The organism is Nocardioides sp. SR21 (assembly GCF_022761125.1).
GTDB lineage: Bacteria > Actinomycetota > Actinomycetes > Propionibacteriales > Nocardioidaceae > Nocardioides.
This window is the reverse complement of record NZ_JAKWJR010000002.1, coordinates 343,843-357,783: the sequence shown is the minus strand read 5'-3', so window position 1 is coordinate 357,783 and position 13,941 is coordinate 343,843. Positions and strand designations below refer to the sequence as shown.

Below are 13,941 nucleotides of genomic sequence, written 5' to 3'. Positions count from 1 at the left end.
CCGTCGATCAGTCGCCCCGCGACGCCAGCCAGGCGCGACCACGGGCGGCTGACGCGCGCGACAGCCAGGCGTCCTGGACGACCTCGGCCAGCTCGTCGTACGACAGCTCGCCGATCCGGCTGCCGCGCAGCAGGACCGACCTGTGTCCGTTGAAGTGCGGGGTCGTGAAGAACGGCGTCGACTCGTCGAGGACGAGGGCGTCCTTGTCCTGCTCCTCGGCGACCCAGAAGACGATGACGTCGTCGTACCGCTCCCCCGTCTCGGGGTCGAACGCGTCCGGCCGTGGATTGCGGAAGAAGATGAACGACTTGCCGCCGACCTGGTAGACGGGGTTCGCCTTCTCCGGGTCGTGCACGGTGACGTGCGGCATCGCCAGCGCGAGCGCGTGCACGTCCTCGATCCGAGCGCGGGGCATGCGGATTACGGTAGCGGCGTGCGGATCGCGGCGAACGACATCGAGCTGGAGGTCCGCGCGTCGGGACCTGAGGACGGCCCACCGCTGGTCCTGTTGCACGCGCTCGGCGAGGGCGCCACTGACTGGGACCGGATCGCGCCCGCGTTCGCCGAGCACTGGCGGGTGGTGGCCGTGGACCTGCGCGGCCACGGCGCGAGCGACCACCCGGGCTCGTACTCCCTGGAGCTGATGCGCGACGACGTGCTGGCACTGCTCGATGCGCTCGGCCTCGCGAGCATCGACCTCGTCGGCCACTCCCTGGGCGGCTTCGTCGCCCACCTCGTCGCCCAGCACTCGCCGGAGCGGGTGGCGCGCCTGGTGCTCGAGGACGTGACCGCGCCGCTGCCCCGATCCGTGGCGCCTCCGGAGCGGCCGGCCGGCGAGCTCGGGTTCGACTGGGACATGGTGCTCGCCGTACGCCGCCAGATCGACGACCCCGACCCTGCCTGGCTCGACGGCCTCGGCCGGATCACGGCCGACACCCTGGTCGTGTACGGCGGTGCACTGAGCCCGATGCCGCGCGAGCGGGTCGAGGAGATCGTGCGCCGGATCCCGAGCGCGCGGATGGTGACGATCGAAGCCGGGCACCTGGTGCACGCCGCCGAGCCTGAGCAGTTCACGAGCGTGGTGCTCGACTTCCTCCGGTAGATCGAGTTCGCGGCGCACCACCGCCCACGGCACGAGCAGGTCGAGCCGGTCGGCCCAGCGGTCTGGTCCGGACCCTCGCCCAGGCCCTCGGGAAGCGTGGCGGCTGCGTCAGCCGGCGTACGGGACCTCGACCTGCCAGTCGGCCTCGACCTGGTGCGCGGCCGACCAGAGCGCGTCGGCCACGTTGTCGGGCGTGAAGGCGCCCTCGTGCGACAGCGTGCCGCGCACGGTCACCGTCACCGCGCGGATGCCGTCCGGCTCGAGCGTCGTGTCGAGGCTGCGGACGAGGTTGCGGACGCCGGCCTTCTGCACGCCCAGCGACGCGGCGCGGTTCCAGGGCTTGTCCGCGGCCATGCTGCCGGTGACGGTGACCCGGCCGCCGGCGGACATGAACGGGCGTGCGGCCTGGACAGCGGTCAGCAGCGCGCCCACCCCGAGCGCGACGTCCTCGAGGAGCTCGGCCACGGAGAGCTCGAGCGGGTCCTTCTCACGGAACGCGCTGGGGTTGAAGTGGAGCACGTCGATGCGGTCGGCGAACCCGCCGAACCGCTGGATCGCGGCGGTCGTCGCCTCGACGTCGGTCACGTCCACGACCGTCCGGCCGACCGCGGCGCCGAGCTCCTCGAGCTCGCCGGCGAGGGTGACGAGCTGCTCCTCGTCGACACCGAGCAGCCCGACGTCGTACCCCTCGCGCGCGAAGCGGCGGGCCACCGACCCGCTCACGCCCGGTCCGGCTCCGACGACGACGATCACGGGACGGGTCATGCGCTCCAGCCTCTCAGAACGGCTGGTTGAGGAACCAGCGGTGCCCGAACGGGTCACGGAAGACCGCGACCCGACCGGCGGGCGGGCTGTCCTCCGGTCCACGGTCGAGGGTGACGCCCGCGGCGACCACCCGGGCACACGTCGCGTCGACGTCCGCGACCGTCAGGTGCATCGACACGGCGCTCCCGCGCAGCGGGTCGGGCGCCGCGACACCGGCGGACTCGAACTCCTCGGACATCATCCAGCCGGCGCCGTCGACCGCCAGCTCGACGTGGCCGACCTTGCCGTCCGGCATCACGACCGGCTCGAACGTCACCTCGGCGCCGAGGACGTCGGCGTACCACGCGATCGCGGCGCGCGCGTCGACGACGCAGAGGTACGGCGTCAGCTCGCTCACCAGACATCACCTTCCCGCCAGTCGCAGGTGATCGGCCCGTCCGGGTCGAGCCGGGCCGACGCCTTGACGTAGATGGTGTCCTCCTCCGGGGTCGCCCGCAATCCGTCCGGCGTGAGCGCGTCGGCCGGCCCGCGCCAGCGCTGCCAACCGCGGGACTCGAAGAGCGGCAGCCCCTCGTCTGAGGAGCAGAGGCCGAGCAGCTGGTACCCGGGCGCGAGCGCCTCGAGCTCGCCCATCACCGCGTGGCCGTGACCTCGACGTCGGTGGGCGGGGTGGACGGCCACCGACTCGACCCACCCGCAGCGGCGCCACCGGCCCTCCACGCGCAGTCGGCGCAGGACCAGCGACGCGTGCGCGACGAGGTGGCCGCTCTCCCAGACCCGGGCGTGCATGCCACCGAGGCAGTGCTGCCACGTGTCCTCGTCGTAGTCGGTGTAGACGAGCTCGCACAGCGCCCGGATCTCGGCGAGCTCGCCGGCGGCGAGCGCACAGGTGTGCGTCACCATCCCGGCGGTCTCCGGTCGAGCCACGGAGCGGCCCGCTCGACCTGTGCCGACAGCGCGAGCAGCAGCGCCTCCTCGGCGGGCTTGGCGGCGATCATCACGCCGACCGGCAGGCCGTCGGGCGTCCAGTGCAGCGGCAGCGAGACCGCCGGCATCCCGGTCACGTTCCACGCGGACGTCCACGGGGTGAACGCCTTCTGTGCCTCGAAGTCCGCGGCCGGGTCCGCGTCGTTGCGCATCGCGCCGACCGGCAGCGGCGGGGTCGCGAGCGTCGGGGTGAGCACGGCGTCGTACGGCGCGAGCGCGGTCAGGGCAGCGGCGGCGTACCGGCGCATCGCGCCGATCGCCAGGCCGAACTCCGGCGCGCTCACGGCCCGGCCGCGCTCGGTGAGCCAGCGGGTCAGCGGCCGGACCAGGTGCTCCTTCTCCGGCGGCACGACCGAGAGCGCGGTGAGGACCGCCCAGCAGGTCTCGAAGGTCGGGACCGCCTCACGCGGCAGCGGCACCTCGATGTCGACGACCTCGTGTCCGAGGGACTCGAGCAGCCGCGAGGCGTCCTCCCAGGCGGTCACGCACTCCAGGTCGACGGGACTGTCGGTGATCACTGGTTCGATGAACCGAGCGACCCGAAGCCGCCCCGGGTCGCGGTCGCAGGACGACAGGAAGCTCTCGGAGGGAGGTGGCGCCCAGGACGGATCCCCCACCCGACGACCGGCGAGCACCTCGAGCATCGCCGCCGCGTCGCGCACGGTCCGGGCGATCGGCCCGGCCGTCGCCAGACCCACCGGGTCGCCGTACATGGGGTGACCACTGATCCGCCCGCGGCTGGGCTTGAGGCCGAACAGCCCGCAGCAGGAGGCGGGGATCCGGATCGAGCCGCCACCGTCCGAGCCCTGGGCGATCGGCACCAGGCCGGCCGCGACCGCGGCGGCCGCGCCGCCCGACGAGCCGCCCGCCGTGCGGGTGCGGTCCCACGGCGTCACCGCCGGCGGCGCGACGTCCGGCTCGGTGTAGCAGGGCGAGCCGAACTCCGGGGTGTTCGTCTTCCCGAGGCTGACCAGGCCGGCCTCCTCCAGCGACAGCGTCACGCCGTCGGAGACCTCGGGGACGAAGTCGGCGAACGCGGCCGAGCCGAACGTCGTGCGGACCCCGGCCGTCATGTTGAGGTCCTTGATCGCGGTGGGCACGCCCCACAGCGGCGAGTACGGCTCGGAGACGGCGAGGTCCGCGGTCAGCTCGGCGGCGCGGTCCCGGGCCAGGTCGGGGGTGAGCGTGACGAACGCGCCGACCGAGTCGAGTCGGTCGGCGCGTTCGAGGTAGTGGTCGGTGAGCTCGAGCGGCGACACCTCGCGGCGTCGCACCAGCTCGCCCTGCTCGACCGCGGTCAGGTCATGGAGTTCGGCCACGACCCGACCGTACCGGTGGCGGTCAGGCGGCGGCGCCGGCCTTCGCGTCGTAGTCGGCGAGCACCCGCACGGCGTTGGTCAGCTTCGCGAGCACGTCGGGGTCGGTCAGCACGTCGACCTCGAGGGCCGACTGCGAGACGGTCACGTCCTCGACCGGGACGGCGCCGGCGATCTTGGCGGACTTCAGGGTGTCCTCGTGGGCCCACTTGCCGCCGTACGGCGTCGGGGTGGCGCCGACGACGCCGAACGGCTTGCCGAAGACGGCGCCCTGGCCGTACGGACGCGACACCCAGTCGATGGCGTTGTTCAGCACGGCCGGCATGGTCGCGTTGTACTCCGGGGTGACCGCGAGCACGCGGTCGGCGCGGCCGATCTGCTCACGCAGCGCGGCGGCGGCGGCCGGGATGTCGGCCGCGTTGTCGAGGTCCTCGTTGTAGAACGGCACCTGGTCCAGGCCGTCGACGATCTCGACGGTCACGCCCGCGGGAGCCTGGGCGACCAGGATCTCGGCGAGCTTGCGGTTCGTGGACTCGGCGCGGAGGCTGCCGACGAGGACGGCGATCGTGGTGTCAGTCATGACGGACTAAACGGACCATGGTCCGTTTCTTATTCCAGGGTGTCACGTGGTCGTGGTCACTAGGGTGAGCGGCGAGATGTCCGAGCCCGTCCTGCTGCCCCTTGCCGACACGCCCCCGGCGGAGCGTCGCGACGCCGCGCGCAACCGGATCGCGCTGCTCGAGGCGGCCGAGCGGCTGGTCGCGGCGCACGGCGTCGCCGCGGTGACCATGGACGCGGTCGCGCACGAGGCGGGGGTCGGCAAGGGCACGGTGTTCCGTCGCTTCGACTCCCGCGAGGGGCTGATGGCGGCGCTGCTCAACCACTCCGAGACCGAGTGGCAGGCGTCGGTGATCTCCGGTCCCCCGCCGCTCGGCCCGGGCGCGGAGCCGTGGGACCGGCTGCTCGCCTTCGGCCGCTCCCGGCTGGAGACCACGATCCTGCACGCCGAGCTGATCCGCGCGGCCGGCCGCGCCAGCACCCGCTCCTACGCCGCCTACTCGTTCATCGCGATGCACATGCGCTACCTGCTCGCGGAGCTCGGCGTCACCGGCGACCTGCAGCTGCTCGCGATCGCCCTGCTCGCGCCGCTCGAGGCGCCGATCCTCGACCAGGTGGAGCTCGACGGCATCCCGGTCGACCGGGTCTACGCCGGCTGGGTCGACCTGGCCCGCAGGATCGTGGGCCGCTAGGGCAGGTACTGACGAGCGCCGGAGTACTCCTCGGCGTAGCCGGGCGTCGAGGTGGCGATCACCTCGACGGTCTGGCCGGTGCCGGGGCTGTGCACCATCTGTCCGTGCCCGACGTACATGGAGACGTGGTGCACCTTGCCGTCGGTCGCGTAGAACTGCAGGTCTCCGGGGCGCGGGGGCGCGGCCGCGGCGCCGTTCTCGGACTGCGGCGACGAGTCCCGCGGGATCGCGATGCCGTGGACGCGGTAGACGAGCGACGTCAGGCCTGAGCAGTCGAACCCGAAGCCGGACGTCCCGGCCCACAGGTAGGGAAGGCCCTGGAACATCTTCGCGGCCCGCACCAGGTGCGCACGGGTGGGCGGCAGGGCCGGCGCGCCGGCGGAGTGCACGGACACGGCCTTCAGGGACAGGCGGGCCGGAACTCCGCCGGGAGCCACCACCCGCACGAACTTCGGCGTCGTCCCGACGACGGGCAGCTCGGTGCCGAAGCTGATGCGCATCAGCCGTTCGGGATCGCGGGCGTCGGAACGGAGCCACGTCAGGCGCGAGACGACCGTCGCGTGCTGGCGAGCACGGGCCGGGGGCTCACCGGTGAGCTGACGGCGCGGGACCCAGCCCGGGTAGCCGCGCTCGTCCTGCGGGGTCGACTGCGAGGGCACCACGACCTGTGCCCAGCCCGGCGAGCTCGCCGGGAGCGCCACCACCACGACGCGGTCGCCGAGCAGGACCTGGGTGTCAGAGCGGCCACCCAGCGCCCGGCGCTGGTCGGTCGTCATGTCGTCGAGCCAGCGCTCGATCTGCGCCGGGTTCTTCAGCGCCGGGGCATCGACCGGGCGCGGGCTCTCGGGCGAGCGCCACACCGTGGCCACCGATACCGACGCCCACGCGCTCTCCCCCACGCGGAGCGATCCGCCTGCGGGCGCGGCCGCGGCCTGGGTGGCCTCGGGTCGCGCAGCAGAGGAGGCAGGTACGACGAAGACCGTCGCCAGCAGCGCGGCGCTCAGCGCGAGCACCGACGATCGAAGAACCCCGACCCTCATGAAATCCAGCTCCTCCCGCGTCACGCCCCCTGGCGGCGCAGCCCGAACGTGAGCCCGTCGACCAGTGCGCCCCACGACGCTTCGATCACATTGGCACCGACCCCGACGGTGACCCACGACGACTCGCCGTCGGTGGTCTCGATCAGCACCCGCGTGATCGCGTCGGTGCCGTGGCCCTGGTCGAGGATCCGCACCTTGTAGTCGATGAGCTCGAACCTCGAGACGCCCGGGTACGCCTGCCCGATCGCCTCACGCAGCGCGTGGTCGAGCGCGTTGACCGGGCCGTTGCCCTCGCCGGTCTGCACGTAGCGGACGCCGTCGGCGCGCAGCTTCACGGTCGCCTCGGAGGTGGCGTCGTCGCCGGGCCGGGTCTCGGTGATCACGCGCCACGACTCGACGTCGAAGTACGACGGCCGCACGCCCTCGACCTCCTCGACCAGCAGCAGCTCGAACGACGCGTCGGCGGCCTCGAACGTGTAGCCGCGGTTCTCCAGCACCTTCACGCGGTCGGTGATCCGGGTGACCAGCTCGCGGTCGCCGGAGAGGTCGAAGCCGAGCTCGCGGCCCTTGAGCTCGATCGACGCGCGACCGGCCATGTCGGAGACCAGCAGCCGCATGTCGTTGCCGACGCCCGCCGGGTCCATGTGCTGGTAGAGGTCCGGGTCCACCTTGATCGCGCTGGCGTGCAGCCCGGCCTTGTGGGTGAACGCGGAGCTGCCGACGTACGGCTGCCGCGACGCCGGCGGGAAGTTCGTGACCTCGGCGACCGCGTGCGCGATGCGCGTGGCCTCGCCGAGCAGGCCCTGCGGCAGCACCTGCTTGTCGAGCTTGAGCTCGAGGTTCGCGACGACCGCGACCAGGTCGGCGTTGCCGGTGCGCTCGCCGTACCCGTTGATCGTGCCCTGCACGTGCGTCGCGCCGGCGTCGACGGCGGCCAGCGTGTTCGCGACCGCGCAGCCGGTGTCGTTGTGGCAGTGGATGCCCACGCGCACCTGGGCGTTCTCGCGTACGTCGTGGACGACGTCGGCGACCCAGCCGGGAAGCATGCCGCCGTTGGTGTCGCAGAGGGCGATCACCTCGGCGCCCGCGTCGTACGCCGTGCGCAGGACCTCGAGCGCGTAGTCGCGGTTCGCGCGGTAGCCGTCGAAGAAGTGCTCGGCGTCGAGGAACACCGACTGCCCCTCCTCGCGCAGGTGCGAGACGGTGTCGCGGATCATCGCGAGGTTCTCCTCGAGCGTGGTCCGCAGCGCGAGCTCGACGTGCCGGTCGTGCGACTTCGCGACCAGCGTCACCACCGAGGCGCCGCTGTCACGCAGCGCGGCGACCAGCGGGTCGTCGGCCGCCTTCACGCCGGCGCGCCGGGTGGCGCCGAACGCCGCGAGCTTCGCGTTCTTCAGGTCCAGGTCGGTCGCAGCGATGCGGAAGAACTCGGTGTCCTTGGGGTTCGCCCCCGGCCAGCCGCCCTCGATGAAGCCCACGCCGAGCCCGTCGAGCTGCCGGGCGATCGACAGCTTGTCGGCGACGGAGAGGTTGAGCCCCTCCTGCTGCGCGCCGTCGCGCAGGGTGGTGTCGTAGACGTGGAACGAGCCGTGCAGGTCCATGGGGGTTCCGATCGGGTCGTACGGGATTCAGGGCACAAAAAAACCTCTCGGAGTACGAGAGGTTGGCGCGTCGGGCGGGGCTCGACGCGCTACGAAATGATGATCTCCTGGTGCTGCATGGCCTCATCGTGCCACGGAGAGCGCGTCACCGGCGAGGATTCTCGACATGCGGGCGGTCGTTCGCCGGGGTCCAGCTCACGCCGGAGACGTCGGCACGCAGACCGAGTGCGAAGGCGACCACGACCAGCGCCAGCAGCGCCACCACCCAGCGCCGCGGGTCCGCGGCGAGCGGGTTGACGATCTGCGAGACCGGCCCACGCACCCGCGAACCACCCGGTCCGAGCCACAGCGACACGGTCAGCACCGTGCCGCAGACGAACAGTGACAGCGCCAGTCCCGTGGCGATCGCGTAGCAGACCAGCGCCGCGGCGACCGCGAGCCCGAGGCTCCACAGCTGCAGCAGCACCGTGCCCGGGATCGACTGCACGAGGTGCCACGGCGCGGCGATGAGCAGCTGGATGCCGTCGTACCACTTGCGGCCGCGGTACTGCCGGCGCTGGTCGTGCGCGGCCGCCGCGAGCGACCAGCTGCGCAGCAGCCAGACCAGCAGCATCAGCAACGTCAGCGTCACCCACGGGAACGCCGCGCACCCGGCGCCGGAGACCACCGCGAGACCGACGAGCAGCGCGCCGCGGCGGAAGCGCTCGCCGAGGGACACCGGCTCGACGTACGCGTCGGCGACGTACTCGGTCACGCCCTCGGGCGGCAGCGCGAGCGTGTACGGCTCCTGCTGGTTGTGGCCGGGCCACACGTCGGTGACGTCGTCGGCCCCGGCCTGGGCGGCGAGCGCGAGCGGCACGGTGTATGGGTCGTGCGGCGGGTTCACCGGCGGTGGGGTACGCCGGTCGTTGGGTCGCATCGTCAAGGGGCGCAGCCACGCCAGCAGCTGGTCGACCGTGGGCCGGTGCTGCGGCTCGGGATCGAGGGCTGCGGCGACGACCTGGCGCAGGTCCTCGGGGAGCCCGTCGATGTCGAACTGGCCGCGGCGGACGCGGTCCATCACCGCCATCGACGGCCCGCCGCCGAACGGCGAGTGGCCGGTGCCGGCATACGCCACCGTCGCCGCCCACGAGTGCACGTCGGACGCCTCGGTCGCGTCCTCGCCGTACAGGATCTCGGGGGCGAGGTAGCCGGGCGTGCCCAGGAGCCAGCCGGTGTGGGTCAGCCGCGGGTCGTCAGCGACGCGGGCGAGGCCGAAGTCGATGAGGATCGGGGTGCGGCCCTCCATCAGCACGTTCGACGGCTTGACGTCGCGGTGCAGCACGCCGACCGCGTGCACGGAGGCGAGGCCCTCGGCCAGACAGGCGGCCAGCCAGTACAGGTCCGACCCCTCGATCCGGCCCTCGTCGAGCACCATGTCGTGCAGCGACGGGCCGGGCACGTAGCGGGTGGCGACGTACGGGATCTCCGCCCACGGGTCGGCGTCCACGATGCCCGCGACCCACTTGCTGTGCACGCGCTGGAGCGAGCCGACCTCGCGGGCGAGCCGGTGGCGGCCCTCGTCGTCGCCGACGATCTGCGGGCGCAGCACCTTGAGCGCGACCCGGTTCCCGTCACCACGGCGAGCCAGGTGGACGACGCCCATCCCGCCTTCACCGAGCTTGGTGAGCAGGGTGTAGCCGCCGACCGTCTGGCGGCCGGACTGCTCCGACGTCGTCACGGACCGAGGCTACCTGTGGCCGAGGCCACCACCGGTGACCCGGGACCCCTCTGCCCGGCGCGTCCCCGACGTACTAAGGTAAGCCTTACCTTCTGATGTCTCGAGGAATCCGATGACCACGATCGCGCCGGCACCGACCGCCGCGCCAGCGACCCCGCGCCCCGCTCGCCGCGGTTCCCTCCGCGGCGTGCTGGTGCTCACCGGGCTGCTGGTCCTCGCCGGGCTGCTCAGCCTGGCGATCGGCAGTCGCAACATCCCGCTCTCCACCGTAGTCGACGTGCTGCTCGACCCGGACGGCTCCGACGCCTCGACGATCGTCCACGGGCTGCGGATCCCCCGCACCGTGCTCGCGATCGCGGTCGGGGTCGCGCTCGGCGTCGCCGGCGCGCTGATGCAGGGCCACACCCGCAACCCGCTCGCTGAGCCTGGACTGCTCGGGGTCGAGGCAGGCGCGGCGTTCGCGGTGGTCATCGGCATCTACGCGTTCGGCGTCACCGACCTGACCGGCTACGCGTGGTTCTCGCTCGTCGGCGCCGGCCTGGCCGCGGCGGCGGTGTTCGCGATCGGCTCGACGCGCGGCGGGCCCGACCCGGTCTCGCTGGTGCTCGCCGGCATGGCGATCAGCGCGCTGCTCTACGCGCTCACCCAGGTCGTCGTGCTGCGCGACGTCGACACCCTCGACGCCTACCGCTTCTGGGCGGTCGGCTCGGTGGCCAGCCGCGGCATGGACGTGTTCTGGCAGGTGCTGCCCTTCATCCTGGTCGGCCTGCTCCTCGCCGCGTTCAGCGCCTCGACGCTCAACCTGCTCCAGCTCGGCGACGACGTCGCGTCCTCGCTCGGCCTGCACCCGATGCGCGCGAAGATCATCGGCGTCCTCGGCGTGATGATGCTGACCGGCGCCGCGACCGCCGCGTGCGGCCCGATCGCGTTCCTCGGCCTGGTGGTCCCGCACGTCGCGCGCTACTTCTCCGGCATCGACTACCGCTGGGTGATCCCCTACTCCGCGCTGATCGGCGGGCTGCTGCTCGTCGTCGCCGACGTGGTCGGTCGGGTGGTCGTCCGGCCGGGCGAGCTCCAGGTCGGCATCGTGATGGCGATGCTCGGCGGACCGGTGTTCATCTACCTCGTACGACGGACCCGGATGGTGCGGATATGACGACCCTGACCGTTCCCTTCCGCGTCGGCATCGCCTCCTGGCTGGTGCCGCTGCGCGCCGGCCTGGTGGCCGCGGGCGGCCTCGTCGTGCTCGCCGTGCTGGTCGCGCTCGACCTCGCGCTCGGCGACTTCGACGTACCGGTCGCCGACGTCGTCCGCACCCTGCTGGGCGGCGGCGACCCGGGCCAGCAGTTCATCGTGATGGAGCTGCGGCTCCCGCAGACGATGGTGGCGGTGCTCGCCGGCGCCGCGCTCGGCCTCTCGGGCGCGCTCACCCAGACGTTCGCCCGCAACCCGCTGGCCAGCCCCGACACGCTCGGCATCAACCACGGCGCGGCGTTCGGGGCGGTCGCGGTGATCGTGCTCGCCGGCTCGTCCGGGTACGGCGGCGGCCTGGTGTCCGGCACGCTGCAGCAGGTCGGCGTCCCGCTCGCGGCGTTCGCGGGCGCGCTCCTCACCGCCGCGCTGCTCTACGCGCTCTCGTGGCGCCGCGGCATCGACGGGCAGCGGCTGGTGCTGATCGGCATCGGCCTCACCGCGACGCTCGTCGCCGGCACGAACTGGCTGCTGGTCAAGGCGCGCATCCAGGACGCCGCGTCCGCGCAGGTGTGGCTCAACGGCTCGCTCAACGCGCGTGGCTGGGAGCAGGGCAAGCCGCTGCTCTACGCGTTGATCGTGCTCACGCCGATCGCGCTGCTGCTGGCCCGCAGCCTCAACGTGATGCAGCTCGGCGACGACTCCGCGCGCGGTCTCGGCGTACGCCTCCAGGTCACGCAGCTGCTCACGCTGATCGCGGCGTGCGGCCTGGCCGCGTTCGCCGTCTCCGCGGTCGGCCCGCTCGGCTTCGTCGCCTTCGTCGTGCCACAGATCGCGCTGCTGCTGACCCGCGGCTCGCGCCCGCCGATGGTCGCGTCGATGGTGTTCGGCGCGGTCCTCGTCGTCGGCGCCGACCTGCTGACGCGGGTGGTCATCCCGTTCCCCCTGCCCGCCGGGCTCGTCACCTCGGCGATCGGCGCGCCGTACCTCATCTGGCTCCTGCTCCGCACCAACCGAAAGGTTTCGGCATGAACACCCGCCTGAGCTCCGAGTCCGTCACCGTCGGGTACGGCGACGAGCCGGTCGTCCGCGACCTCAGCCTGTCGATCGCCGACGGCAAGGTGACCACGATCATCGGCCCCAACGGGTGCGGGAAGTCGACGCTGCTGCGCACCATGGCGCGGCTGCTGAAGCCGACCGACGGCCGGGTGCTGCTCGACGGCGAGCCGGTCCACGACCTGTCCACCAAGGACGTCGCCCGCCGGATGGCACTGCTGCCGCAGAGCCCGATCGCGCCCGAGGGCCTGCTGGTCCGCGACCTGGTCGGCCGTGGCCGGCACCCGCACCAGCGCTGGTTCAGCCAGTGGTCGCCCGAGGACGAGGCGATCGTCGAGACCGCGCTCGAGATGACCGACACCGCCGACCTGCGCGACCGGGCGCTCGACCAGCTCTCCGGCGGCCAGCGGCAGCGGGCATGGATCGCGATGACGCTGGCGCAGGACACCGACCTGCTGCTCCTCGACGAGCCGACGACGTACCTCGACCTCGCCCACCAGGTCGAGGTCCTCGACCTGGTCTCGCGCCTCAACCGCGAGCGCGGCCGCACGGTCGTGATGGTCCTGCACGACCTCAACCTGGCCGCCCGCTACAGCGACGCGATCGTCGTGATGAAGGACGGCGCCATCGTCACCGAGGGCGCGCCCAACGACGTGTTCACCCCGGAGCTGCTCGCCACGACGTTCGGCCTGTCCGCCGACGTGCTCGCCTGCCCGCGCACCGGGCTGCCGATCGTCGTCCCGGTCTCCTCCGCACCCGTCCCCGACTCCCCCGACTCCATGGAGCTCGCCGATGCGTAACGTCCTGCTCGCCACCACCCTCGTCCTGGCCCTGGCTGCCTGCGGCAGCGACGAGCAGTCGTCCGACGAGCCCGAGCCCCAGGCGGCCGGCGGCCCGTGGACCTGGACCGACGACGTCGGCCAGACCATCGAGCTCGACGAGACGCCGACGAAGATCGCGGCGTACGGCGACGCCGGCGCGGCGCTGTGGAACTTCGGCATCACGCCGGTCGCGCTCTTCCACTACATGGACCCAGCCGACGACCCGACGTTCGAGGACCTCGACCTCAGCCAGACCGAGGTGATCGGGACGGCGTACGGCGAGCTCGAGCTCGAGGAGCTGGCCGCCCTGCAGCCGGACCTCATCGTCACCACGACGTACGACGGGGACACCCCGGAGTCGATGTACGGCTTCAAGGACGAGGCGCAGCTGGCGAAGGTGCAGGAGATCGCGCCGGTGGTCGCGGTCGAGCAGTCCGGCTCGGCGCTCGACGTGATCGCGACCAACGAGGAGCTCGCCGCGTCGCTCGGCGTCGACACCGCCGCGGGCTCCGACGTCGCCGAGCACAAGGCGGCGTTCGAGGACGCGTCCGCGGCGCTGACCGAGGCCGCGGGCCTCGGCCGCACGGTGCTGCCGATGTACGCCGAGGACTCCGGTCTCTACGCGGTGATCCCCGCGGACGACCCGGCGATGGCGTACTTCGCCGACCTCGGCGTCCAGTTCGAGGAGACCGGCGCCAAGGACGACTACTACTGGGAGATCCTCAGCTGGGAGAACTCCGCGAAGTACGACCCCGACATCATCCTGAACTCCCAGCGGGGCTCGTTCACGACCGAGCAGCTCGAGGAGCAGCCGGTCTTCGGCTCGCTCGCCGCCGTCGAGGCGGGGCAGGTGCACCCCTGGAAGTTCAAGTCGATGGACTACCCGTCACTCACGGCCTACATGGCCGAGCTGACCGACTGGCTGACGAACGACGCCGACGTCGCCTAGCGCCGGCCGCCTGCTGCTTTCGGTGCGGGTCTCACCGGCTGACCGGTGAAACCCGCACGTCACGCCGGCAGGGCACGGCGTGTCGTGCGGGTTTCGGCTGCCAGGTCAGCGGGGCTCGTCACAGCGACGGTTCGTCCCACTGA

General features: G+C 72.5%; 15 protein-coding genes. 6 read left to right on the top strand and 9 right to left on the bottom strand.

What is annotated here, in order from left to right:
• Positions 1-7: 7 nt before the first annotated feature.
• Positions 8-415, bottom strand: a complete 408-nt coding sequence (locus MJ604_RS05000; protein ID WP_243057195.1) for an MmcQ/YjbR family DNA-binding protein — start codon at positions 413-415, stop codon at positions 8-10.
• An 18-nt stretch (positions 416-433) separates the two neighbouring features.
• Between MJ604_RS05000 and MJ604_RS04995 the strand changes: the two genes are divergently transcribed.
• Positions 434-1,102: an alpha/beta fold hydrolase gene (locus tag MJ604_RS04995; RefSeq protein WP_243057194.1), complete on the top strand. Its 669-nt coding sequence runs from the start codon at positions 434-436 to the stop codon at positions 1,100-1,102.
• Between the two features lie 108 nt (positions 1,103-1,210).
• Here the strand turns inward: MJ604_RS04995 and MJ604_RS04990 are convergent, their stop codons facing one another.
• The 5 genes from MJ604_RS04990 to MJ604_RS04970 are packed head-to-tail and all read right to left on the bottom strand — an operon-like array spanning position 1,211 to position 4,750.
• Complete coding sequence (locus tag MJ604_RS04990; protein ID WP_243057193.1) at positions 1,211-1,867, bottom strand: SDR family oxidoreductase; 657 nt, start codon at positions 1,865-1,867, stop codon at positions 1,211-1,213.
• A gap of 13 nt (positions 1,868-1,880) precedes the next feature.
• Positions 1,881-2,264 (bottom strand): glyoxalase/bleomycin resistance/extradiol dioxygenase family protein, encoded by a 384-nt coding sequence (locus MJ604_RS04985; RefSeq protein ID WP_243057192.1) that lies wholly within the window; start codon positions 2,262-2,264, stop codon positions 1,881-1,883.
• On the bottom strand, positions 2,261-2,794 hold the full coding sequence (locus tag MJ604_RS04980; RefSeq protein ID WP_243057191.1) for a GNAT family N-acetyltransferase: 534 nt from the start codon (positions 2,792-2,794) through the stop codon (positions 2,261-2,263). Before MJ604_RS04980 ends, MJ604_RS04985 begins: the two co-directional genes overlap by 4 nt.
• Entirely contained in the window at positions 2,764-4,173 is a 1,410-nt protein-coding gene (locus MJ604_RS04975) for an amidase (RefSeq protein ID WP_243057190.1), read from the bottom strand. Before MJ604_RS04975 ends, MJ604_RS04980 begins: the two co-directional genes overlap by 31 nt.
• Before the next feature lie 22 nt (positions 4,174-4,195).
• The gene (locus tag MJ604_RS04970; RefSeq protein WP_243057189.1) at positions 4,196-4,750 is read right to left on the bottom strand and encodes an NAD(P)H-dependent oxidoreductase; all 555 of its coding nucleotides are present in this window, start codon (positions 4,748-4,750) and stop codon (positions 4,196-4,198) included.
• Positions 4,751-4,826: 76 nt separating this feature from the next.
• On the opposite strand from MJ604_RS04970, the gene MJ604_RS04965 reads away from it, so the two are divergent.
• Positions 4,827-5,420 carry a TetR/AcrR family transcriptional regulator gene (locus MJ604_RS04965; protein WP_243057188.1) on the top strand — a complete coding sequence of 198 codons (594 nt, stop codon included), beginning with the start codon at positions 4,827-4,829 and terminating at the stop codon, positions 5,418-5,420.
• Here MJ604_RS04965 and MJ604_RS04960 read toward each other — a convergent pair.
• From MJ604_RS04960 to MJ604_RS04950, 3 genes are all read right to left on the bottom strand, one after another.
• Positions 5,417-6,460, bottom strand: coding sequence for an NlpC/P60 family protein (locus MJ604_RS04960; protein ID WP_243057187.1), 1,044 nt, complete (start codon positions 6,458-6,460; stop codon positions 5,417-5,419). The genes MJ604_RS04965 and MJ604_RS04960 overlap by 4 nt on opposite strands.
• A gap of 20 nt (positions 6,461-6,480) precedes the next feature.
• Positions 6,481-8,061 (bottom strand): citramalate synthase, encoded by a 1,581-nt coding sequence (gene cimA, locus MJ604_RS04955; protein ID WP_243057186.1) that lies wholly within the window; start codon positions 8,059-8,061, stop codon positions 6,481-6,483.
• 145 nt (positions 8,062-8,206) lie between these two features.
• A complete protein-coding gene (locus tag MJ604_RS04950) occupies positions 8,207-9,781 on the bottom strand; it encodes a serine/threonine-protein kinase (RefSeq protein WP_243057185.1) in 1,575 nt (524 codons plus the stop codon).
• A 112-nt stretch (positions 9,782-9,893) separates the two neighbouring features.
• Here MJ604_RS04950 and MJ604_RS04945 point away from each other — a divergent pair, with 112 nt between their 5' ends.
• From MJ604_RS04945 to MJ604_RS04930, 4 genes are read left to right on the top strand one after another with little or no spacing between them, the layout of a single operon-like run.
• Positions 9,894-10,937 carry an iron ABC transporter permease gene (locus MJ604_RS04945; protein WP_243057184.1) on the top strand — a complete coding sequence of 348 codons (1,044 nt, stop codon included), beginning with the start codon at positions 9,894-9,896 and terminating at the stop codon, positions 10,935-10,937.
• Positions 10,934-12,004 (top strand): iron chelate uptake ABC transporter family permease subunit, encoded by a 1,071-nt coding sequence (locus MJ604_RS04940; protein ID WP_243057183.1) that lies wholly within the window; start codon positions 10,934-10,936, stop codon positions 12,002-12,004. Before MJ604_RS04945 ends, MJ604_RS04940 begins: the two co-directional genes overlap by 4 nt.
• Entirely contained in the window at positions 12,001-12,828 is an 828-nt protein-coding gene (locus MJ604_RS04935) for an ABC transporter ATP-binding protein (RefSeq protein WP_243057182.1), read from the top strand. Before MJ604_RS04940 ends, MJ604_RS04935 begins: the two co-directional genes overlap by 4 nt.
• A complete protein-coding gene (locus tag MJ604_RS04930; RefSeq protein WP_243057181.1) occupies positions 12,821-13,798 on the top strand; it encodes an ABC transporter substrate-binding protein in 978 nt (325 codons plus the stop codon). The genes MJ604_RS04935 and MJ604_RS04930 overlap by 8 nt, the downstream gene beginning before the upstream one ends.
• The last annotated feature ends 143 nt before the right edge of the window (positions 13,799-13,941 follow it).